This window comes from Streptomyces dioscori (assembly GCF_003024195.1).
GTDB classification, from domain to species: domain Bacteria; phylum Actinomycetota; class Actinomycetes; order Streptomycetales; family Streptomycetaceae; genus Streptomyces; species Streptomyces dioscori.
In genome coordinates this window covers 462,416-482,617 of sequence record NZ_KZ679043.1, presented here as the reverse complement: position 1 = coordinate 482,617, position 20,202 = coordinate 462,416, and the positions used below count along the sequence as shown (strand labels likewise).

Annotated in this window: 21 protein-coding genes; 9 read left to right on the top strand and 12 right to left on the bottom strand. The window is 70.1% G+C overall.

Annotated elements, in window-relative coordinates; genetic code table 11:
- Positions 1 to 368 precede the first annotated feature (368 nt).
- The gene (locus C6Y14_RS18510; RefSeq protein WP_107017798.1) at positions 369 to 1,019 is read right to left on the bottom strand and encodes a DNA-3-methyladenine glycosylase; all 651 of its coding nucleotides are present in this window, start codon (positions 1,017 to 1,019) and stop codon (positions 369 to 371) included.
- 169 nt (positions 1,020 to 1,188) lie between these two features.
- On the opposite strand from C6Y14_RS18510, the gene C6Y14_RS18505 reads away from it, so the two are divergent.
- The 3 genes from C6Y14_RS18505 (at position 1,189) to C6Y14_RS18495 (ending at position 3,241) form a co-directional block, all read left to right on the top strand.
- Positions 1,189 to 1,974, top strand: a complete 786-nt coding sequence (locus tag C6Y14_RS18505; protein ID WP_107017797.1) for a sporulation protein — start codon at positions 1,189 to 1,191, stop codon at positions 1,972 to 1,974.
- A gap of 79 nt (positions 1,975 to 2,053) precedes the next feature.
- A complete protein-coding gene (locus C6Y14_RS18500) occupies positions 2,054 to 2,593 on the top strand; it encodes a YbhB/YbcL family Raf kinase inhibitor-like protein (protein WP_107017796.1) in 540 nt (179 codons plus the stop codon).
- Positions 2,594 to 2,737: 144 nt separating this feature from the next.
- Positions 2,738 to 3,241 (top strand): HNH endonuclease, encoded by a 504-nt coding sequence (locus tag C6Y14_RS18495; protein WP_107017795.1) that lies wholly within the window; start codon positions 2,738 to 2,740, stop codon positions 3,239 to 3,241.
- A 201-nt stretch (positions 3,242 to 3,442) separates the two neighbouring features.
- On the opposite strand, the gene C6Y14_RS18490 is transcribed toward C6Y14_RS18495, so the two are convergent.
- From C6Y14_RS18490 to C6Y14_RS18480, 3 genes are all read right to left on the bottom strand, one after another.
- Entirely contained in the window at positions 3,443 to 4,378 is a 936-nt protein-coding gene (locus C6Y14_RS18490; protein ID WP_107017794.1) for an SPFH domain-containing protein, read from the bottom strand.
- A 166-nt stretch (positions 4,379 to 4,544) separates the two neighbouring features.
- Positions 4,545 to 4,976 (bottom strand): NfeD family protein, encoded by a 432-nt coding sequence (locus tag C6Y14_RS18485; protein WP_107017793.1) that lies wholly within the window; start codon positions 4,974 to 4,976, stop codon positions 4,545 to 4,547.
- A 100-nt stretch (positions 4,977 to 5,076) separates the two neighbouring features.
- Positions 5,077 to 5,868: an ABC transporter ATP-binding protein gene (locus C6Y14_RS18480; RefSeq protein WP_055511916.1), complete on the bottom strand. Its 792-nt coding sequence runs from the start codon at positions 5,866 to 5,868 to the stop codon at positions 5,077 to 5,079.
- A 134-nt stretch (positions 5,869 to 6,002) separates the two neighbouring features.
- Between C6Y14_RS18480 and C6Y14_RS18475 the strand changes: the two genes are divergently transcribed.
- Complete coding sequence (locus C6Y14_RS18475) at positions 6,003 to 6,791, top strand: hypothetical protein (protein WP_107017792.1); 789 nt, start codon at positions 6,003 to 6,005, stop codon at positions 6,789 to 6,791.
- Between the two features lie 149 nt (positions 6,792 to 6,940).
- Here the strand turns inward: C6Y14_RS18475 and C6Y14_RS18470 are convergent, their stop codons facing one another.
- The 4 genes from C6Y14_RS18470 to C6Y14_RS18455 form a co-directional block, all read right to left on the bottom strand.
- Positions 6,941 to 7,180: a chaplin gene (locus C6Y14_RS18470; protein WP_107017791.1), complete on the bottom strand. Its 240-nt coding sequence runs from the start codon at positions 7,178 to 7,180 to the stop codon at positions 6,941 to 6,943.
- 193 nt (positions 7,181 to 7,373) lie between these two features.
- The gene (gene chpE / locus C6Y14_RS18465) at positions 7,374 to 7,619 is read right to left on the bottom strand and encodes a chaplin ChpE (RefSeq protein ID WP_107017790.1); all 246 of its coding nucleotides are present in this window, start codon (positions 7,617 to 7,619) and stop codon (positions 7,374 to 7,376) included.
- A gap of 184 nt (positions 7,620 to 7,803) precedes the next feature.
- Positions 7,804 to 8,445 (bottom strand): response regulator, encoded by a 642-nt coding sequence (locus C6Y14_RS18460; protein WP_107017789.1) that lies wholly within the window; start codon positions 8,443 to 8,445, stop codon positions 7,804 to 7,806.
- The gene (locus C6Y14_RS18455) at positions 8,438 to 9,583 is read right to left on the bottom strand and encodes a GAF domain-containing sensor histidine kinase (protein ID WP_107017788.1); all 1,146 of its coding nucleotides are present in this window, start codon (positions 9,581 to 9,583) and stop codon (positions 8,438 to 8,440) included. The genes C6Y14_RS18460 and C6Y14_RS18455 overlap by 8 nt, the downstream gene beginning before the upstream one ends.
- 185 nt (positions 9,584 to 9,768) lie before the next feature.
- Between C6Y14_RS18455 and C6Y14_RS18450 the strand changes: the two genes are divergently transcribed.
- From C6Y14_RS18450 to C6Y14_RS18440, 3 genes are all read left to right on the top strand, one after another.
- Complete coding sequence (locus C6Y14_RS18450; RefSeq protein WP_107017787.1) at positions 9,769 to 10,467, top strand: SDR family NAD(P)-dependent oxidoreductase; 699 nt, start codon at positions 9,769 to 9,771, stop codon at positions 10,465 to 10,467.
- Entirely contained in the window at positions 10,464 to 11,624 is a 1,161-nt protein-coding gene (locus tag C6Y14_RS18445; protein WP_107017786.1) for an S-adenosylmethionine:tRNA ribosyltransferase-isomerase, read from the top strand. The genes C6Y14_RS18450 and C6Y14_RS18445 overlap by 4 nt, the downstream gene beginning before the upstream one ends.
- A gap of 300 nt (positions 11,625 to 11,924) precedes the next feature.
- Entirely contained in the window at positions 11,925 to 12,632 is a 708-nt protein-coding gene (locus tag C6Y14_RS18440; protein ID WP_107017785.1) for a transglycosylase SLT domain-containing protein, read from the top strand.
- 84 nt (positions 12,633 to 12,716) lie between these two features.
- Here the strand turns inward: C6Y14_RS18440 and C6Y14_RS18435 are convergent, their stop codons facing one another.
- A complete protein-coding gene (locus C6Y14_RS18435) occupies positions 12,717 to 15,224 on the bottom strand; it encodes an ABC transporter ATP-binding protein/permease (protein WP_107017784.1) in 2,508 nt (835 codons plus the stop codon).
- Between the two features lie 239 nt (positions 15,225 to 15,463).
- Here C6Y14_RS18435 and C6Y14_RS18430 point away from each other — a divergent pair, with 239 nt between their 5' ends.
- Entirely contained in the window at positions 15,464 to 17,437 is a 1,974-nt protein-coding gene (locus tag C6Y14_RS18430; protein ID WP_199854769.1) for a streptophobe family protein, read from the top strand.
- 130 nt (positions 17,438 to 17,567) lie between these two features.
- Positions 17,568 to 18,797, top strand: coding sequence for a phosphoserine phosphatase SerB (serB, locus tag C6Y14_RS18425; protein ID WP_107017783.1), 1,230 nt, complete (start codon positions 17,568 to 17,570; stop codon positions 18,795 to 18,797).
- A gap of 105 nt (positions 18,798 to 18,902) precedes the next feature.
- On the opposite strand, the gene C6Y14_RS18420 is transcribed toward serB, so the two are convergent.
- The 3 genes from C6Y14_RS18420 to C6Y14_RS45515 form a co-directional block, all read right to left on the bottom strand.
- A complete protein-coding gene (locus tag C6Y14_RS18420) occupies positions 18,903 to 19,418 on the bottom strand; it encodes a SixA phosphatase family protein (RefSeq protein WP_107017782.1) in 516 nt (171 codons plus the stop codon).
- Positions 19,419 to 19,614: 196 nt separating this feature from the next.
- Entirely contained in the window at positions 19,615 to 19,830 is a 216-nt protein-coding gene (locus C6Y14_RS18415) for a hypothetical protein (RefSeq protein ID WP_107017781.1), read from the bottom strand.
- A gap of 208 nt (positions 19,831 to 20,038) precedes the next feature.
- Complete coding sequence (locus C6Y14_RS45515) at positions 20,039 to 20,155, bottom strand: SGM_5486 family transporter-associated protein (protein WP_107017780.1); 117 nt, start codon at positions 20,153 to 20,155, stop codon at positions 20,039 to 20,041.
- Positions 20,156 to 20,202: the final 47 nt, after the last annotated feature.

The window sequence follows — 20,202 nt, the reverse complement described above, 5'->3', positions numbered from 1 at the left end:
CTCGCTGTCTTGCGTTTCCGACTCTATCAGACCGTTTCCGGTTCCGATTTCCTCGGTGCTTTCCAGGTTTTCGCTTTCGCGTTTCCCTTTCCGGCGATCCCGACTCTACCAGACCCTTTCAGGCCCGATTCCCAGTCGGTGGGATTTGCCTATTGACCTTGCGGCCTTTCGACATTCACTACGTTAGCCGATCCCCTCGGCAACTCATAATCGAGTTCCGCGAGTTCGAATTCAGACGTGCGGACACGCCGAATGGACCCTCGCTGAGAGGAAGTCGTAGGTAGTGGGTTGGCCGCTCCCGGCTGCTGACTGAACGCAGTACCCGGTTCAAGCGGCTCGGGCTACGTTACGTATCGCCCAAGGGCGAGTCAAGTTCGGCGCCGGCGAGGGGTGTGCGCCCGATAGGGGCTGACCGTCGGGTCGTTGCTGATCCAGAAGCGCCACGGGTGGACGCCTCCGTCGCCGGACACTCCCGTACGCGGACCGCTCAGTACCTGGTCGGAGGTCACCGGGGTGCCGTGCAGGAGGCTCAGCGGTGAACTCTGCGAGGCGCATGCGTCCGTGCCGTCGAGGGAGCGGTCGACCGCCAGGGCTGTGGCCAGACGGGCCGGGCCTTTGGCGAGTTCTCGGTCGTGTCGGGCCGAAAGTCGACGTTTGCGAACCACTTCGAGGCCTTCGGTGATCTCTCCCGCGCGGAGCAGGACCGCGCTCGCCCTGCCCTCCGGGCCGCAGACCAGGTTCATGCAGTGCCACATGCCGTACGTGAAGTAGACGTACACGTACCCGGGCGGACCGAACATCACCGCGTTGCGGGCCGTGGGGCCGCGGAACGCGTGGGAGCCGGGATCGTTGGGGCCGTCGTACGCCTCGACCTCTGTGATGCGGAGTTCGATCGGATCGGCCGAACCGTCCGGATCCGTGCGCACGAGGACACGCCCCAGAAGGTCGGGGGCGACCTCAAGTACAGGTCGGTCGAAGAAGTCCCGGACGAGGGGCGTACGGTCAGGGGCCGCGATCATGGCTTACGAGCGTACTTCACACGTGCGAGTGCGTGCGGGGTGGTCAGGGAGCGCCCGTCTTGCCAGGGTGAAGGCGCGGAACCGGACCCGGCTGGATCGCGTATGTATGGATCAAGGATCCGATCCGGACCGAACAACAACGGGGCGTTGCCCGAAAGAGGAGAAGACGATGGGGTTCAAGCGGCTGCTTGCGAGCCTGGGTGCCGGTGGGGCTTCGGTCGAGACGGAGCTGACCGAGGTCAACGTCGTTCCCGGCGGTGTCGTCCAGGGTGAGGTGCGGATCCAGGGCGGATCCGTGAACCAGGCGATCGAGGGACTGTCGGTCGGGCTGCAGGCCAAGGTCGAGGTCGAGGGCAGCGACGACCAGGAGTACAAGCAGAACATCGAGTTCACGAAGCTCCAGCTCGGCGGCGCCTTCGAGCTCCAGGCCAACGGCGTGCACGCGGTGCCGTTCGGTCTTGAGATCCCGTGGGAGACGCCGATCACGAACATCGCCGGTCAGTCGCTGCGCGGGATGAACATCGGTGTGACCACGGAGCTGGCCATCGCGCGCGCGGTGGACTCCGGTGACCTGGACCCGATCAGCGTGCACCCGCTGCCGGCGCAGCAGGCACTGCTGGACGCCTTCATCCAGCTGGGCTTCCGCTTCAAGAGCGCGGACCTGGAGAAGGGGCACATCCGGGGTACGCGGCAGAAGCTGCCGTTCTACCAGGAGATCGAGTTCTTCCCGCCGCAGCAGTACCGCGGGCTGAACCAGGTCGAGCTGACCTTCGTCGCGGACGACCGTGAGATGGACGTCGTCCTGGAGATGGACAAGAAGCCGGGTCTGTTCAGCGAGGGCAGCGACTCCTTCCGCTCCTTCCAGGTCGGACTCAACGACTTCCAGGGCACGGACTGGGCGGCGTACCTCAACCAGTGGCTGTCCGAGGTGGGCAGCCGGCGCAACTGGTTCTAGGGCGCCCAGGACCTGGCCGGTCCTAAGCTCGGAGCAAGACTTTCCGGAGCAGAGCAGGAACCGATCAGGAGGTGCCGAGGTGACGGAGTCCACGAGGCCGCCGCTTCCCCACGACTTCCATCCCGCCGTGCCGTCCTTCACTGTCACGAGTGAGGACGTCGAGGCGGGTGGGACGCTGAAGGACGCTCAGGTCCACGCGGCCGGTAACACCTCGCCGCAGGTTCGCTGGGAGGGCTTCCCCGCGGAGACCAAGAGTTTCGCCGTGACGTGTTTCGACCCGGACGCCCCCACGGGGAGCGGTTTCTGGCACTGGGTCGTGTTCGACATTCCGGTCTCGGTGACGGAATTGCCGGCGGGCGCGGGTACGGGGAAGTTCGAGGGAATGCCCGAGGGCGCGGTCCAGGCACGCAACGACTACGGGTCGAAGGACTTCGGGGGCGCCGCGCCGCCGGCGGGTGATCCGGCGCACCGGTACGTGTTCACCGTGTACGCGGTGGACCAGGAGAAGCTCGGTCCGGACTCGGACGCCTCACCGGCCGCGGTGGGCTTCAATCTCCGGTTCCACACGCTCGCGAGGGCGCAGCTCGTCGCCGAGTACGCGGCTCCCGCGGAGAGCTGACCTTTCACTGAGTGTTTGCCCGCCCCTGGTCTTGGAATTGATCAGGGGCGGGCATTTTTATTGCGTTGTCCATCTCGGCGTGCCCGGCCAGAGTTGATCCACGCCCGCCAGGTGGTGGGCCGGTGCACATGGGAGGTGGGCTGGATGCGGGACACGCTGGTGCTGAACGCGAGCTTCGAGCCGCTGTCGACGGTGACGTTGAACCGAGCCGTCGTTCTGGTGCTGCAGGACAAGGCAGTCGTCGAGCAGGCCCACCCCGAACTGCGTATGCGCGGAGCCGCGCTGGACATACCCGCGCCGCGGGTGATCAGGCTCTGCCGCTATGTACGGGTGCCCTTCCGAAGACAAGCGCCGTGGTCGCGGCGGGGAGTGCTGGTCCGTGACCGGCACAAGTGCGCGTACTGCGGCCGGCGGGCGACCACGGTGGATCACGTGGTGCCGCGGGCTCAGGGGGGTCAGGACTCGTGGCTGAACACGGTGGCGTCGTGTGCGGAGGACAATCACCGGAAGGCTGCTCGGACGCCTGATCAGGCGGGGATGCCGTTGTTGCGGCGGCCGTTCGAGCCGACGCCGGCTGATGCGATGTTGCTGGCGCTGGGTCGGGATGATCTTGAAGCTCTGCCGGAGTGGCTTGCGCAGCCGGCGTAGTCGCTCCGCTGGGGGGGGTGTTGTCGGGTGCGGGTGCGCTGTGGCTGGTCGCGCAGTTCCCCGCGCCCCTAAGGGGGCTTCCAGCCCCTCCGGCGTTTGAGGAGCGGGGGTTCGGGGGCGGAGCCCCTGAGCACGTGACGGGAACGGGTAGGGGCGGCGGGGGCGGAGTGTCCGCCCCCGCCGCCCCTGCCCAAGATGCGGTCAGTCCACTGACGGCTTTTCGCGGCGTTCTGTGCCGCCACCACCCTGATTGCCGCCACCCATCGGCCCGAAGTTGCCCATCGCGCCGCTGAGCCCCTTGAGGGCGTCACCGATCTCGCTGGGCACGATCCAGAGCTTGTTCGCGTCGCCCTCGGCGATCTTCGGCAGCATCTGGAGGTACTGGTAGGCCAGCAGCTTCTGGTCCGCGTCACCGGCGTGGATGGACTCGAAGACCGTACGGATCGCCTGGGCCTCACCCTCGGCGCGCAGCGCGGCGGCACGGGCCTCACCCTCGGCCCGGAGGATCGCCGACTGCTTCTCACCCTCGGCGGTGAGGATCTGCGACTGGCGGATACCTTCCGCGGTGAGGATCGCGGCGCGCTTGTCACGGTCCGCGCGCATCTGCTTCTCCATCGAGTCCTGGATGGAGGTGGGCGGCTCGATCGCCTTGAGCTCGACGCGGTTGACGCGGATGCCCCACTTGCCGGTGGCCTCGTCGAGGACTCCGCGCAGAGCCGCGTTGATCTCCTCGCGGGAGGTCAGGGTCCGCTCCAGGTCCATGCCGCCGATGATGTTGCGGAGCGTGGTGACGGTGAGCTGCTCGATCGCCTGGATGTAGCTGGCGACCTCGTAGGTCGCGGCGCGGGCGTCGGTCACCTGGTAGTAGATGACGGTGTCGATGTTCACGACCAGGTTGTCCTGGGTGATCACCGGCTGCGGCGGGAACGGCACGACCTGCTCGCGAAGGTCGATGCGGTTGCGGATCGAGTCGATGAACGGGACGACGATGTTGAGGCCCGCGTTCAGGGTCCGCGTATAGCGGCCGAAGCGCTCGACGATGGCGGCGCTGGCCTGGGGAATGACTTGGATGGTCTTGATCAACGCGATGAAGACCAACACCACCAGAATGATCAGGACGATGATGATCGGTTCCATCGTGGCTCCCCGTACCCTTCTCCGCCTCGGTGCTTCCGGAAAATCTCGTGACTGCCGTGCATCTCGCGACTGCCGAAGATCTCGTAACTGTCGAAGATCTTGCTGGACGAGTGTGTCAGACCACAACTCGCCACGTGCGACGTTCCGTTCACTGGACGCCCTGGAGTCACACGACGATCGCCGTGGCTCCCTCGATCTCCACCACATCCACTTCCTGGCCCACGTCGTAGGCGCGTGTGGTGTCGAGTGAGCGTGCGGACCAGATCTCGCCCGCGAGTTTGATCCGGCCTCCCGAACTGTCCACTCTCTCCAGGACGACGGCCTGTTTGCCCTTCAACGCGTCGATTCCCGATGCCAGTTGGGGCCGCTGGGCGCGATGCCTGGCCGCCACGGGCCGGACCACCGCGATGAGCGCGACCGAGACGGCGGCGAAGACGACGACCTGGAGGACGACACCGCCCCCGAGCCCCGCGGTCACGGCGCCCGCGACGGCGCCGACGGCGAGCATTCCGAATTCCGGCATGGCGGTCACGACCAACGGGATTCCGAGCCCGGCCGCGCCGATCAGCCACCACACCCATGCGTCGATGTCGTTCACATGGTCATGGTAGGTCCGCAGGTCCCGTCCCCGACAGGGCGCCGATCCTGTTGGGGCGGGTGTTCCCGGCTGTCAGGTGAGGTTCGCCGGGACAGACCGGTCAGGACAGCGGGAGGCCCTGGGCGGTCCAGCGGTCGCCGGCCTGGCTGACGACGAGCGGCAGGCCGAAGCACAACGAGAGGTTGCGCGAGGTGAGTTCCAGTTCCAGGGGTCCGGCCGCGAGCACCTTGCCCTGGCGGATCATCAGGACGTGGGTGAAGCCCGGGGCGATCTCCTCCACATGGTGCGTGACCATGATCATGGAGGGGGCGATCGGGTCGCGGGCCAGGCGGCCGAGACGGCGTACGAGGTCCTCGCGGCCGCCGAGGTCGAGACCGGCGGCGGGCTCGTCGAGGAGCAGCAGCTCGGGGTCGGTCATCAGCGCGCGGGCGATGAGGGTGCGCTTGCGTTCGCCCTCGGAGAGGGTGCCGAACCTGCGGTCCACGAACTCGGTCATGCCGAGGCGGTCGAGGAAGGCGCGGGCGCGCTGCTCGTCGATGTCCTCGTAGTCCTCGTGCCAGCCGGCCGTCATGCCGTACGCGGCGGTCAGCACCGTCTGCAGGACGGTCTGACGCTTGGGGAGCTTCTCGGCCATGGCGATGCCGGCGACACCGATGCGCGGGCGCAGCTCGAAGACGTCGACCTTGCCGAGGGTCTCACCGAGGATGGTGGCGGTTCCCTGGCTGGGGAAGAGGTAGCTGGAGGCGAGGTTGAGGAGGGTCGTTTTTCCGGCGCCGTTGGGTCCGAGGATGACCCAGCGCTCGCCTTCCTTGACCGACCAGGAGACCTGGTCCACCAGAGCCCGGCCCTCTCGGACCACGGATACGTCCTCAAGCTCCAGAACATCGCTCATGAGCGCGCTGTCTCCCATTGCAGTCTCGGCCGTCGCTGACGTCTGTGGACGCAGCCCCCAGGGAAAACCTACGCCACCGGTCGACCCGTCCCATCCATCGGCCGGTCCTTAAGCGGTTCCCTAAAATGGGAGGCATGCTTTCGGAACCACGTTCAGGACGGTTGGCGGCATGGGGAAACGCACTGTTGGCCGGTTTTGTCTCACCTGATGACGCGGTCGTCGCGATCGTCGGTGAGGACGCCGTGCACCGGGTCGCGGGGCTGCCCGGCGAGACGGGGCCCGTCGGGCTCTCGCTCGCCCTGGGGCGGCTGCGCGCGCTCGGGGCGACCGGTCTGCGGGTCGCGCTGCCCGCGCCCGGGCATCCGCTCGGGCTGAGCGGCCCGCCGGATTTCAACGCGCGCGCCCTGGAGGCCGAGGAGGCCGTCGTCTGCCACGGGGTCGGCCTCGGGCTCGTACCCGACGTGTACGAGGCCGGGCCCGAGGGCGATGTGCATGTGGAGGTCGTCTGGCACTGTCTGCCGGTGCGTGAGGCGCCGCCCGCCGACGTGCCGTCCCTCGGGGAGGCGGAGCGGGAGCTCGCGGAGGCGCTGCGGGACGCGACCGAGGTGCTGTCGCGGCTCGATGTGGCGGGCTCGGGCCCGGTCGCCGAGGCGGCGATCGACGCGTACCGGGCACGGGCCGAGCGGGACGGCGAGGTGCTCGCCCCCGGTTATCCGCCCAGAGCGGTACGGGTGTTGGCGCTGTCCCGGCGGGTCGGGCTGCTGATCTCGGTGGCGTACGGGAACGGGCACGGCGGGGCTGTGAGCGCGTCGGAGATGGCCGCGCGCTCCGAGGCGCTGCGCCCGGTCGAACGGACGGCCAGGCGGGCTCAGGTGGCGGCGTACAACGCGTTCGTGGAGGAGCGGGAGCGCGGGGTGCGCTGAGGGCCGCACGCGTACCTGTCGCTGGAGGCCGTGGCTCACGTGGCAGTCGACGAAGGCCGCAGCTGAGACGCGGCAGTCGCCGAGGGCAGCGGTACGGACGAGGGCCCCGCGGACCGTGTGGTCCGCGGGGCCCTCGTCCGGGCGGGACGTCAGTCGTTGACGGCCTCGTTGCCGAAGGTCGGGTTCAGGAGTCCGATCACGTTGATGCTGTCACCGACGACGTTGACGGGGACGTGGATCGGGGCCTGGACGGCGTTGCCCGAGGCGACGCCCGGGGACTTCACGGCAGCGCCGTCGGCATCCGAGTCGGCGACAGCGGCACCGGCCGAGGCACCCGCTGCGATACCGACGACGGTGACGGCCAGGGCGGCCTTCTTGGCGATGTTCATGAAAAGCGTTCCTCCTGCGATTGCGTATCCGGCCCTGCCGCGGGCCGTAGCCTGAGCAACGCCCGAGGGGGCCGGACGGCACGGCGGACGAGCGCGTTCTGCCCGTTCGGGCCAGTGGTCCGACGAGCCGAAAAACGGACCGGCCCCCCAGGAGGACCTGGGAGGCCGGTGGTCGTGTGACCCGGGGCGTACGTCAGCCGTTGAAGCCGTCGTTGCCGAACGCCGGGTTCAGGATGCCGATGACGTTCACGGTGTTGCCGACCGCGTTCACGGGGATGGCGACCGGGACCTGGACGAGGTTGCCCGAGGCGACACCCGGCGAGCCCACGGCCTGGCCGGCCGCGTGCGCACCGTCGGTGGCGGAGGCGAAACCGGCACCGGCGGCAACGAGGCCACCGGCCACCATCGTGACGGCAGCGGCCTTCTTCAGGTTCTTCACTTCTGAGCCCTCTTCCTTGTGAACCACTGCGGCAGAGCGCCGCAGCACGCACTGGAGAACGGCGGAGATCGCAGAAGGATGCGCCATCCGGGGGACATTCCCACGACGGTATGAATCTCAGTCCGGAGGGAGACTCTCCGTATTGCCGTCCGGAAGGTCTGCCGTTGCACGGATCAGCAGGTCATCAGCCCGTCACACCGTGGCGTACGGCCCACAGCGCGGCCTGGGTGCGGTCGGAGAGGTCGAGTTTCATCAGGATGTTCGAGACGTGCGTCTTGACGGTCTTCTCGGAGAGGACGAGGGCGCGGGCTATCTCGCGGTTGGAGCGGCCGTCGGCGATCAGGCCGAGCACCTCCCGCTCCCGCTCCGTGAGTGAACCTCCTCTGCCCTGGCCGTAGTTGGTGCCTTCCTGGGACAGCAGCGCGCCGGCCACCTCGGGCTGCAGGAGGATGTGTCCGGCGTGGACCGAGCGGATGGCTCCGGCGAGCGCGTCCGGGTCCACGTCCTTGTAGACATAGCCGGCGGCGCCCGCGCGCAGGGCCGGGATCACCGTGCGCTGCTCGGTGAAGCTGGTGACGATGAGCACGCGCGCGGGGTTGTCCAGTTCGCGGAGCCGGCGCAGGGCCTCCACGCCGTCCATGCCCGGCATCTTGAGGTCCATGAGGACGACGTCGGGTTTCAACTCCTCGGCGCGGGCGACTCCTTCGGCGCCGTCGGACGCCTCCCCCACGACCTCGATGTCGTCCTGCACCTCAAGGAAGGTGCGCAGTCCCCGGCGGACGACCTGGTGGTCGTCGACGAGCAGCACCTTGATTGCGTCAGCCACCAGGGACCTCCATCTCGATCGTGGTGCCCTTGCCGGGCGCCGACTCGACGGTGAGTTCGCCGCCGACGCCGTTGGTCCGGTCGCGCATGGAGACCAGGCCGAGGTGGCGTCCCGCGCGGCGGGTGGCTCTGGGTTCGAAACCGCTGCCGTCGTCCGTGACGCGCAGGACGGCGCCCGCGCCGCGCTTCTCCACGGTGACGTCGACGCGGGCCGCGCCCGAGTGCCGCAGCGCGTTGTGCAGCGCCTCCTGGGCGACCCGCAGCATGGCCTCCTCCTGGGCCGCGGGCAGCGCGCGGACACCGCAGCTGTCGAAGGTCACGCGCGCGGAGTGGGCCCGGTCGAGGACCTGTATCTGGGTGCGCAACGTGGCGACCAGGCCGTCCTCGTCGAGGGCGGCGGGGCGCAACTCGACGACGGCGGCGCGCAGTTCGTCGGCGGCTTCGGCGGCGAGGGCGGCCACCTGCTGGAGTTCGCCCTTGGCGCGGTCCGGGTCGCGGTCCACGAGGGCGGCGGCGGCCTGGGCGGTCAGGCGCAGGGAGAACAGCTTCTGGCTGACGGCGTCGTGCAGTTCGTGGGCGAGGCGGGAGCGTTCCTCAGCGATGGTCAGCTCACGGCTGCGCTCGTACAGGCGGGCGTTCGTGAGGGCGATCGCGGCGTGCTGGGCGAGGATCCCGAGCAGATCCTCGTCGTCCTCGGTGAAGCCGCAACCGCCTTCCGGTTTCACGCAGTTCTTGTTCGCGAGGAAGAGGGCGCCGATGACCTCGTCGCCGTCGCGGACGGGCAGGCCCAGGAAGTCGGACATGTCGGGGTGGGCGGCGGGCCAGCCCTCGAAGCGCGGGTCCTTGCGGACGTCGGCGAGGCGCTCGGGGCGGGCCTCGTGCAGCATCGCGGCGAGGATGCCGTGCTGGCGTGGGAGGGGGCCGATGGCCTTCCACTGGGCGTCGCTGACCCCGTCGACGACGAACTGGGCGAAGCCCCCGTGGTCGTCGGGGACCCCGAGGGCCGCGTACTGCGCGTCGAGCAGTTCGCGGGCGGAGGCGACGATCGTCTTGAGGACGTCGCGCACCTCCAGGTGTCTGCTCATGGCCAGCAGCGCGGTGCTCACCGCGAGCAGGCCCGACCGGGGTCCATGACTCATGACCTCACGGTACCGGCGGGGTGTGACAGCGCGTATCCGCCCTGTGGCGGCCCTGACCCGGTCCGCTGGACCTAGGGCGAAGGGCCCCCGTGCGCTGCGGCCGGCGTATGAGGCGGCGAAGGTCCTCGGGTTCCTACGTTGGGGACAGCCGCCCGGAGCGGCGGTCGAGGACGAGGGGACGGATCATGCCGGTAGCGATCATCACGGGGGCCTCCAAGGGGCTGGGGCGCGCGCTCGCCGAGGCGCTGGCGGAGCGCGGCTGGGATCTGGTGCTGGACGCCAGAACCGCGCAGCCCCTCCAGGAGACGGCGGTGGCCATCCTCAGTAAGTACGGAGCACAGGTACGGGCGCTGCCCGGGGACGTCACGGACGGGGCGCACCGGGCCCAGCTGGTGGCGGCGGCCCGGGAGCTGGGCGGTGTCGATCTGCTGGTGAACAACGCGAGCGCGCTGGGCGCCGAACCGCTCGTACGGCTGGAGTCGCTGGCCCTGGACGGGCTCCGGCGCGCGCTGGAGGTGAATGTGGTCGCGGCGCTCGGGCTGGTCCAGGAGGCGCTGCCGCTGCTGCGGGAGTCTACGGAGGGCTCGGTGATCGACGTCAGCTCGGACGCGGCGGCGGAGGCGTACGAGACCTGGGGCGGTTACGGGGCCTCGAAGGCGGCGCTCGACCATCTCTCCGCGGTGCTCGGCGAGGAGGAGCCCGGGCTGCGGGTCTGGGCGGTCGACCCGGGTGACATGGGCACGGACCTGTACGCGGCGGCCGTGCCGGACGACGACGATCCGCGGCCCGACCCCGCGAGTGTCGTGCCGGCCTTCCTGAGGCTGCTCGACGGGCGTCCGGCGAGTGGGCGCTACGGGGCCCCCGCCCTGCTGGAGCAGCGATGACGACCACCATGGGGGTGCCCCCGCTCGGCGGCGGCCGGGCGGGCAGGTGGACCCTCCCCGAGGAGCTGTCGGCCCGTGTGCCGGCCGAGCAGCGGGGTCGCGGGCTGGACCGCGACGCCGTCCGCCTGCTCGTCTCGCGCGGGACCCGGGTGTCGCACCACGCGTTCGCGGAGCTGCCGACGCTGCTGCGGGCCGGGGACCTGCTCGTCGTGAACACGTCCGTGACGCTGGCGGCCGCGGTGGACGGGAGGGTGGGGCACGCGCGCGTGGTGGTGCACTTCTCCACCCGCGGCGACGACGGGCGGTGGGCGGTGGAGCTGCGGGAGCCCGACGGGAGGGGCACGACGCGCGCACGCGGGGGCGGGCCCGCGGGGACGGAGGTGCGACTTCCGGGGGACGTGCGGCTCGTCCTGGAGGAGCCGCTTTCCGGGCGGAGCGCGCGGCTGTGGTGGGGGCGGGTCTCCGACGCCGATGTGCCGGGGCTGCTGCGGCGGCACGGGAGGCCCATCCGCTACTCCTACACGGAGCGGGACCAGCCGCTGTCCGCGTACCAGACCGTGTTCGCGCTGCCGTCCGCCGACGGGACGGGGAGCGCGGAGATGCCGAGCGCGGCGCGGCCCTTCACCGCGCGGCTGGTGGCGGAGCTGGTGAGCCGGGGGGTGCAGTTCGCGCCGGTCACTCTGCACACGGGGGTCGCCTCGGCCGAGGCGCACGAGCCGCCGTATCCGGAGCGCTTCACGGTGCCGGAGACCTCGGCACGGCTGATCAACGCGGCGAGGGCCGGTGACGGCAGGGTGATCGGCGTCGGCACCACGGCCGTACGCGCCGTGGAGTCGGCGGCAGGATCAGACGGGGTGGTGCGTGCCGCGCGGGGCTGGACCGGTCTGGTGGTGACCCCGGAGCGCGGGGTGCGGGTCGTCGACGGGCTGCTCACCGGGCTGCACGAGCCCGAGGCCTCGCATCTGCTGATGCTGGAGGCGGTCGCGGGCAGGGAGGCCGTGGACCGTGGGTACGAAGAGGCGCTGCGCGGGCGCTATCTGTGGCACGAGTTCGGGGACGTGCACCTCATCCTCCCGGCGGACCTCCCGGCGACCCCCTCTGCGGCGCTTCCGGCGGAGAACCCTCACGCAGAGGGTTGCCACAGCAACTGCCGGTGAGTCCGAGCCGCGTCCGGTGTGAGCCCGCACATAGGGCGCACATCACGTACGAAGGGGCATAGGAGACAACCGGACTCCTGGTGAGCGGGGCAGACGTATTGATCTGTCCCGATTTGCCCTTTGGGGGTCCACTACCCGAGGTCGTACGTCACACCTTTGCCTTCGAAAATTCGGGCCGCTAACAATGGCTCCCGTCGCTCGATGCCGCAGGTGCTTACCCACGGCGTCAGATCCGGAAACACTTTTTGTCCCCATCGGATCGAGAGCGGCCTCCGCGCTATTCGAAGAGGTCCTCCAGCCATGCCCAAGCAGCACAGCATTCCTGGTCGCATCCCCGCCATGACCAAGGCCCACAAGCTCTCGTTCGCCGGTGTCGCCACGCTCGGCGCCGCCGCCCTCGCGTTCTCACTGGCCCCCGCCGACACGAAGGCGAGCGCCGACTCGGTCTCCGCCGCCCCGGCCGCGCTCTCGTCGCAGCAGCTGCAGGTCAAGACCGTCGGTCTCAGCGGCCAGCTGGCCGACGCCCAGGCCGCCGCCGCGAAGAAGAAGGCGGCCGACGCCGCCGCCGCGAAGAAGGCCGCAGAGGCCGCCGCGGCGAAGAAGGCCGTGGACGCCCGCAAGGCCAAGGAGGCCGCTAGCCGGTCGGCCCAGCGTGCCGCGGTCAAGCCGGTCGCCGCGAAGACCTACACGAACAACCTGGACGGCTGGATACGCCAGTCGCTGGACATCATGAAGAAGCACGGCATCCCGGGCACGTACGACGGTCTGCACCGCAACATCATGCGGGAGTCCTCGGGCAACCCGAACGCGATCAACGGCTGGGACATCAACGCCATCAACGGCGTCCCGTCCATCGGTCTGCTGCAGGTCATCAAGCCGACCTTCGACGCGTACCACGTCGCCGGCACCGTGCACAGCCAGTACAACCCGGTCGCCAACATCACCGCCGCCGCCAACTACGCGGCGGACCGGTACGGCTCGATCGACAACGTCAACAGCGCGTACTGAGGTCTGCGCGGACCTCTGCCCGTACGCCGGAAAGGGCGGCACCCCACCGGGGTGCCGCCCTTCGCGCGTGCCGCTCGCGGCGTACTACTTGCGCATGACCTCCGGCTCGTGGCGGCGCAGGAAGCGGGCCACCAGGAAGGCGCAGACCGCGGCGAGGGCGAACAGGGCCGTCATGTCGAGGACCCAGGTCAACGCCGTGTGATCCCACAGGGGATCGGTCTCGGCCGTGTTGTGCGGGTTGATCTTGTTGAAGTCGAGCGTGGCTCCGGAGGCTCCGACCGCCCAGCGCGACGGCATCAGATACGAGATCTGGTTGACGCCCACAGCGCCGTTCAGCGGGAACAGGCAGCCCGTGAAGACGACCTGGATGATCGCGAACATCACCAGCAGCGGCATGGTCTTCTCGGCGGTCTTCACCAGCGAGGAGATGACCAGGCCGAACATCATCGAGGTGAAACCGAGCGCCATGATCGGCAGGGAGAGTTCCAGCGCGACCGCGCCGCCGAGGATCAGTCCCTCGTCGGGGATCGTCCGGCTCATGAAGCCGATCGCGCCGACCAGTGCGCCCTGGAACATGGTGATGACGCCGAGGACGATCACCTTGGACATCAGGTACGCGGAGCGTGACAGGCCGGTCGCGCGCTCGCGCTCGTAGATGACCCGTTCCTTGATCAGCTCACGGACCGAGTTCGCGGCGCCCGCGAAACAGGCGCCGACCGCGAGGATCAGCAGCACGGTCGCGGCCGTGCTGTTCGGGATGGGCAGACCGTTGGGCTGCAGTTTCGTGTTCACCAGCAGCGTCTTGTCCGGCTCGATGAGCAGGCTGACCGCGCCGAGGACCGCCGGCAGGATCACCGTCAGGGCCAGGAAGCCCTTGTCGGACGCGATGACCGAGACGTACCGCCGGACCAGTGTGCTCAGCTGGGAGATCCAGCCCTGGGGCTTCGGCGGGCGCATCGCCTGCGGCGGCGGCATGTGTACGGACTGCGGGGCGACCGCGTCGATGTCCGCGGCGTACATCTGGTAGTGCTGCGAGCCCTTCCAGCGGCCCGCCCAGTCGTAGTCGCGGTAGTTCTCGAAGGCGGAGAAGACATCGGCCCAGGTGTCGTAGCCGAAGAAGTTCAGTGCCTCCTCGGGCGGACCGAAATAGGCCACGGAACCGCCGGGCGCCATGACCAGAAGTTTGTCGCAGATGGCCAGTTCCGCCACGGAGTGCGTGACGACGAGGACCGTGCGGCCGTCGTCGGCGAGGCCGCGCAGCAGCTGCATGACATCGCGGTCCATGCCCGGGTCGAGGCCGGAGGTCGGCTCGTCCAGGAAGATCAGCGACGGTTTGGTCAGCAGCTCAAGGGCCACCGAGACGCGCTTGCGCTGGCCACCGGAGAGGGAGGTGACCTTCTTCTCCTTGTGGATGTCGAGCTTGAGCTCGCGCAGCACCTCGTCGATCCGGGAGTCGCGCTCCTGGGTCGTGGTGTCCGCGGGGAAGCGCAGTTTGGCCGCGTACTTGAGGGCCTTCTTGACGGTCAGTTCCTTGTGCAGGATGTCGTCCTGCGGGACCAGACCGATGCGCTGGCGCAGCTCGGCGAACTGCTTGTAGAGGTTTCGGTTGTCGTAGAGGACGTCACCCTCGTTGGCGGGGCGGTAGCCCGTGAGCGCCTTGAGGAGCGTCGACTTGCCGGAGCCGGAGGGGCCGATGACCGCGATGAGCGACTTCTCCGGCACGCCGAAGGAGACGTCCTTGAGGATCTGCTTGCCGCCGTCGACCGTGACGGTCAGGTGGCGGGCCGAGAAGGACACCTCACCGGTGTCGACGAACTCTTCGAGGCGGTCGCCCACCAGGCGGAACGTCGAGTGGCCGACGCCGACGATGTCGTTGGCGCCGAGCAACGCGGAGCCGCCCTTGGCGATCGGCATACCGTTGACGAACGTGCCGTTGTGCGAGCCGAGGTCACGGATCTCGGCCCGCCCGTCGGGCGTCGCGTGGAACTCGGCGTGGTGCCGCGAGACCTGCAGGTCGGAGACGACCAGCTCGTTCTCCAGCGCACGGCCGATCCGCATCACGCGGCCGAGCATCATCTGGTGGAACGTGGTCGGGCTGCGGTCGCCGTAGACCGGTGGCGCCCCCGCGGCGCCGCCGGAGCCCTGCTGCTGCGGGATGTGCCCGCCCTGCTGCCCCTGCTGCGACTGCTGCCAGCTCTGCTCCGGCGCCTGCGGAGTCTGCTGCTGGGCCCAGCCGGCCGCCGGGGCGCCCTGAGCGGCGTACGGCTGCTGCTGGGGCTGTGCCTGCGGCTTGGTGGCCGCGGCGCCCGTCAGGCTCAGGCGTGGTCCGTCGGTCGCGTTGCCGAGGTGCACGGCCGAGCCGGGGCCGATCTCCATCTGATGGATCCGCTGCCCCTGCACGAATGTGCCGTTGGTGCTGCCGTGGTCCTCGATGACCCAACTGCGGCCGCCCCAGCTGATCGTGGCGTGACGCCAGGACACCCTGGCGTCTTCGAGCACGATGTCCCCCTGCGGATCGCGTCCGAGGGTGTATGGCCTGGACGCTTCGAGCGTCCAGGTCCGTCCGTTCAATTCCAGTACGAGTTCCGGCACTCCATGCCCCACTGTGTTGTCCCCCGATGTACCCCCAACACAGGGAGTCTAGGGATGTCGAACATCGTGGGGAACTATTTCAGTAGGAGGCCCCTGACCGAAAGTCGGGCCTCTCGAAGACCGAGTACGGGCGTCTTGTCCGTTTCCGTTGACGGGGTTGAAACCGGACCGGAGAGTGGTAATCCCACGCGAGGGGGACACCGCGGCGGAGGTGTCGCGGGTGCGGAGTCGGGGGGCTGATGATGAGCGACGGGTCCGTGGGACAGGGCAGGCGCGTACCGGTGGGCGACGTGCTGCTGTCCTCGATCGCCGCCGTGAGCTGGGCGTTGATCGGCATGGCGGGGGTGGCCGCGCTCGGGCTGCATCTGCTCGGTGCCGACGAGACGGCTTCGCTCGGGCCGATGACCGCGGCGCTCGTGGCGCTCGGGGCGGGTGGTTCGGTGACACCCTCGGGCGATATGTCGGCGTTCGGGCTGGAAGGCGCGCAGGCCGACACCGCCCTCCAGATCACGCCACTCGGGGTGAGCCTGGTGGGCGCGCTGCTGCTGTCCTGGTTCTTCCTGCGTTCCCTGCGCGGGGCGGGCGCGGTGATCTCGCCCGCCGAACTGGTGGCGCGGGCGGGCACCGTGGCCGCCCTCTTCGTGGCGCTGCTGGGGGGTCTCGCCTGGGCGGGACACGACATCATCACGATCGACGGCGGTGCGCTCGGGCTCGACAAGCTGCCGGGCGGCGGAGTCCCCGACGACGTGGAGGTGCCGGGGCTCGGCAACATCGGCGGCCTGCTGCCGGACCGGCTCGGGGACCTCGCGGACGCGAACGCCAAGGTGGGCTTCACCGTCGACACCGTGCCGACGCTCCTCGGGGGGCTCGGCTGGGTGCTCGGCGTCCTGCTGATCGCGTTGCTGGCCTCGCGCAGGACCCCGCTGCCGGGCGGCTGGACGGCCGTGCACCGCCTGGTGCGGCCCGCGGTCTCCGCGCTGGTCACGGTGTTGCTGGTGGCGGTCCTCGCGGGCTTCGCGGCGGCGGCGTACGCGGCGATCGGCGACGAGAACCCGAAACGGATCGCCGGCGCCGCCCTGCTCGGGGCTCCCAACGGGGTCTGGCTCGGCATCCCGGTCGGGCTCTTCGTGCCGTGGGACGGGACGGCCACGGGTCCGTTCCTGCAGTTCCTGCCGGACCCCATGGACGACCTGCTCAAGTTCTCCGACCAGCCCGTGACCCTCGCCAGGCTGGCCGAACTGGACGGCCGGGTCTGGCTGCTGGGCATCGCGGCGGCCCTCATGATGCTGTTCGCGGGCGTCCTGACCGCCGCCCGCACCCCGTTCGTACGGGAGCGGGGCGTCCTCGGTTTCGCGGCCCGCTGCGCGCTGCGGCTGGCGCTCGTGACCGCGCTGGTGCTGCCGTTGCTGGTCTGGCTGACGGAGGTGTCCGTGGACGCCTCGCTGTCCGTGCTCGGCATAGACGCCTTCGACTCCGGGATCGAGTTGCGCGGGCAGCCCGGCATGGCGCTGCTGCTCGGTGCGCTGTGGGGCGCGGTCGCGGGCGCGGTGGGCGCGCTGCTCGCGTGCGCGTCGGGTGCGGCCGGCCGGCAGGCGGCGCCGCTGGCACGGGGTGACGCGGGCGCGGCCGTGCCGGAGGCCGTCACCTCGTACGCGGAGCCGGCCGGTCAGGCAGCGGGGCAGCCCGCCGGGGAGGCCGGTCCCTACCGCCCCGGGACGCCGTTCCGGCCGACGAACCCGGAGACGAACCCCTATCTGCGGATCCCCGACGAATTACGGGAGTCCGGCCCGGGGCGGCGCTCCGGCACCCAGTACCCCGGCGGCCCCCAGTCCCCCGGTGGCTCCCGGCCTCCCGGCGGGCAGCCCCGCGACCCGGGCGGACCGTCCCGGCCTCCCGGCGCTCAGCCACGGCCCCCCGGTGGACAGCAGCAGCCCCCCGGCGGACAACCACGACCCCCTGGTGGTCGGTCAGGGCCTGGTGGGCAGCCTCCCGGCGGCAGTGGGCAGCCGCCGGGCCCTCGTCCGCCGGACGACGTACCGGACGACGTGTACGGGGCGCAGACGATGATCGGTCCCTTCCCGCCCACGCCTCGTCCGGCGCCTCCCGGGTCCGGACCCCGGCGCCGGTCGCGCTCGTCGCAGGACGGGCCGCCTCCCCCGCCGGACGAACTGCCTCCCCCGCCGCCGCCCCGCAAGCCGGGCGGGCGCCGCTGAGCGGAGAGCGGGCGCGGGACCGACACGGCCCGTGAAGGCCGGGGACACCCGGGCGACATGTACTGTTCCCTGTCCGTCAGGCGGACCTCGGGGGCATTCGGCACGGAGTGCCGGATACGGTGTGAGCACCATGAGCGCATCACAGACCTCTGATGTTCCCACTGACGTTCCCATCGATGTCCCGACTCTCCTCGTCAAGATCTTCGGCAAGGACCGTCCCGGTATCACCGCCGGGCTCTTCGACACCCTCGCCGCCTACTCGGTCGACGTGGTCGACATCGAGCAGGTCGTCACCCGTGGCCGGATCGTGCTGTGCGCGCTCGTGACGCATCCGCCGGCCGGCCTGGAGGGCGATCTGCGCGCCACCGTGCACAGCTGGGCGGACTCGATGCGGCTGCAGACCGAGATCATCTCCGGTCACGGCGACAACCGGCCCCGCGGGCACGGCAGGTCGCTGGTGACCGTCCTCGGGCATCCGCTCACCGCGGAGTCGACGGCCGCCATCGCCGCCCGGATCACCGGGGCCGGCGGCAACATCGACCGTATCTTCCGGCTGGCCAAGTACCCCGTGACCGCGGTCGAGTTCGCCGTGTCCGGTACGGAGCCCGAGGAGCTGCGGACCGCGCTGGTGACCGAGGCCGCCGCGCTCGGCGTCGACATCGCGGTGGTCGCGGCCGGACTGCACCGGCGGGCCCAGCGGCTGGTCGTCATGGACGTGGACTCCACGCTCATCCAGGACGAGGTCATCGAGCTGTTCGCGGCGCACGCCGGCTGCGAGGCCGAGGTCGCCGAGGTGACGGCCGCCGCGATGCGCGGCGAGCTGGACTTCGAGCAGTCCCTGCACGCGCGCGTGAAGCTGCTCAAGGGGCTCGACGGCTCCGTGGTGGACAAGGTGCGCAGCGAGGTGCGGCTGACACCGGGGGCGCGCACGCTCATCCGTACGCTGAAGCGGCTCGGCTTCCAGGTCGGTGTCGTCTCCGGCGGCTTCACCCAGGTGACGGACGATCTGCGGGAGCGGCTCGGGCTGGACTTCGCCCAGGCCAACACCTTGGAGATCGTCGACGGGAAGCTGACGGGCCGGGTCATCGGCGAGATCGTGGACCGGGCGGGCAAGGCGCGGCTGCTGCGCCGGTTCGCCGCGGAGGCGGGCGTGCCGATCTCGCAGACGGTGGCGATCGGTGACGGGGCCAACGACCTGGACATGCTCAACGCGGCCGGTCTCGGGGTCGCCTTCAACGCCAAGCCCGTGGTGCGCCAGGCGGCGCACACCGCGGTGAACTTCCCCTTCCTGGACACGGTCCTCTATCTGCTGGGCGTGACACGCGAAGAGGTCGAGGCGGCGGACATGCACGTGGACTGACAGTCCTCCTGTGCGTGCTTTTGCGAGCATCCGGGGTCTGTCGCGACAGGGACGGGGGCCCGGCACCACGATGGTGCCGGGCCCCCGTCCGCGCTCACGGTGTGATCACTCGGACGGGTCCCAGTAGTCGAGCAGGGTGGCCGCGCCGGGCTCCAGGCTCTTCCACGACCCGGTGAAGGAGAGCACGGCGAAGGCGGCGGGGTGGAACTCGCGGCTCACCCCGTCCTGCGCGTCGGCCTCGGACCGGCCGGCCAGGATGTCGGCGAGGCCCTGCACTCCGGGGTTGTGACCGATCAGGAGGGCGTTCTGTGCGTCGTCCGGGGTTTCGTTCAGCACGGCGATCAGCTCGCCCGGGGAGGCTTCGTAGAGCCGCTCCTCGTAGACCGTTTTCGGCCGGTGCGGCAGTTCCTGGACGGCGAGCTTCCATGTCTCGCGGGTCCGGGTCGCGGTGGAGCAGAGGGCCAGATCGAAGGGGATGCCGGTGTCGGCCAGCTTGCGTCCGGCGACGGCGGCGTCCTTGCGGCCGCGCTCAGCCAGCGGGCGCTCGTGGTCGGGCACCTCGGGCCAGTCGGCCTTCGCATGCCGGAAAAGGACAATCCTGCGGGGTTCTGCGACGCTCATGGGTCCCAGCTTCGCACGAAACACGCCACGGGGCGCAGGGAGTTGATGCGCTGCCCCACCATGGGGCACGGGAAGCTCAGGAGCCCTGGTGCGGCACGATCTCAGGGGCCGGGGCGCGGGTGGCTCAGGGGAGGGCGAGCTTCCATGTCTCGCGGGTCCGGAGCGTGGGTGGCTCAGGGGCCGGGGCGCGGGTGGCTCACGAGCCCTGGTGCAGCACCAGGTGCTGGATCCGCTCGAAGAGGCTGCCGACCGCCGGGTCCGTGCCTGCCGCGTGGGCGTCCGCCGGGTTCAGTATCAGCAGCAGGAGCGCCGCGAAGGCGAGCGCGGGCAGGAGCAGCGCCCACCAGGGCAGTCGCGTATCGACGCCGCGCCCGGTCGCCGGGTGGGGCGGGGTGTGCGTTGGGGCCGACATGCCGCCTCCGTGGGGCTTCGAGTGGTCCGTGGTCCGCGTCCTCGCGGTCACATCTCGAAGGTACGGACTCGGGAACCCTCAACCCATCCGGTGATCCACCCACTTGACCCTGACACTCACCCCCTAGGGGACGGGGGGATAACCCCACCTTCGCTCCCGCGAGGGCTCGGCGGAGCGCTGTCGGGGCGGAGCGGTCAGGGTGAGGCGGTCAGGGTGAGGCGATGGACGCGATGACGCCGATGACCACGAAGATGAGGAGGAACGCGCCGAAGACGAGCAGCATCTTCTTCTGGCCGTTCTTGGGGTTCGGATCGAGCACGGGCATGGCCCCAGTCTCGCACTCCTCGCCCGGATCCTCACGGGTGGGGTCGG

What these genes read in the sequence shown, in the direction of transcription:
- C6Y14_RS18445 (WP_107017786.1), top strand. Translation starts at nt 10,464, where the DNA reads ATGACGACCACCATGGGGGTGCCCCCGCTCGGCGGCGGCCGGGCGGGC.
- C6Y14_RS18490 (WP_107017794.1), bottom strand. Translation starts at nt 4,378, where the DNA reads ATGGAACCGATCATCATCGTCCTGATCATTCTGGTGGTGTTGGTCTTC.
- C6Y14_RS18495 (WP_107017795.1), top strand. Translation starts at nt 2,738, where the DNA reads ATGCGGGACACGCTGGTGCTGAACGCGAGCTTCGAGCCGCTGTCGACG.
- C6Y14_RS18415 (WP_107017781.1), bottom strand. Translation starts at nt 19,830, where the DNA reads ATGTCGGCCCCAACGCACACCCCGCCCCACCCGGCGACCGGGCGCGGC.
- serB (WP_107017783.1), top strand. Translation starts at nt 17,568, where the DNA reads ATGAGCGCATCACAGACCTCTGATGTTCCCACTGACGTTCCCATCGAT.
- C6Y14_RS45515 (WP_107017780.1), bottom strand. Translation starts at nt 20,155, where the DNA reads ATGCCCGTGCTCGATCCGAACCCCAAGAACGGCCAGAAGAAGATGCTG.
- C6Y14_RS18420 (WP_107017782.1), bottom strand. Translation starts at nt 19,418, where the DNA reads ATGAGCGTCGCAGAACCCCGCAGGATTGTCCTTTTCCGGCATGCGAAG.
- C6Y14_RS18430 (WP_199854769.1), top strand. Translation starts at nt 15,464, where the DNA reads ATGATGAGCGACGGGTCCGTGGGACAGGGCAGGCGCGTACCGGTGGGC.
- C6Y14_RS18510 (WP_107017798.1), bottom strand. Translation starts at nt 1,019, where the DNA reads ATGATCGCGGCCCCTGACCGTACGCCCCTCGTCCGGGACTTCTTCGAC.
- C6Y14_RS18470 (WP_107017791.1), bottom strand. Translation starts at nt 7,180, where the DNA reads ATGAACATCGCCAAGAAGGCCGCCCTGGCCGTCACCGTCGTCGGTATC.
- C6Y14_RS18440 (WP_107017785.1), top strand. Translation starts at nt 11,925, where the DNA reads ATGCCCAAGCAGCACAGCATTCCTGGTCGCATCCCCGCCATGACCAAG.
- C6Y14_RS18450 (WP_107017787.1), top strand. Translation starts at nt 9,769, where the DNA reads ATGCCGGTAGCGATCATCACGGGGGCCTCCAAGGGGCTGGGGCGCGCG.
- C6Y14_RS18475 (WP_107017792.1), top strand. Translation starts at nt 6,003, where the DNA reads ATGCTTTCGGAACCACGTTCAGGACGGTTGGCGGCATGGGGAAACGCA.
- C6Y14_RS18505 (WP_107017797.1), top strand. Translation starts at nt 1,189, where the DNA reads ATGGGGTTCAAGCGGCTGCTTGCGAGCCTGGGTGCCGGTGGGGCTTCG.
- C6Y14_RS18480 (WP_055511916.1), bottom strand. Translation starts at nt 5,868, where the DNA reads ATGAGCGATGTTCTGGAGCTTGAGGACGTATCCGTGGTCCGAGAGGGC.
- C6Y14_RS18455 (WP_107017788.1), bottom strand. Translation starts at nt 9,583, where the DNA reads ATGAGTCATGGACCCCGGTCGGGCCTGCTCGCGGTGAGCACCGCGCTG.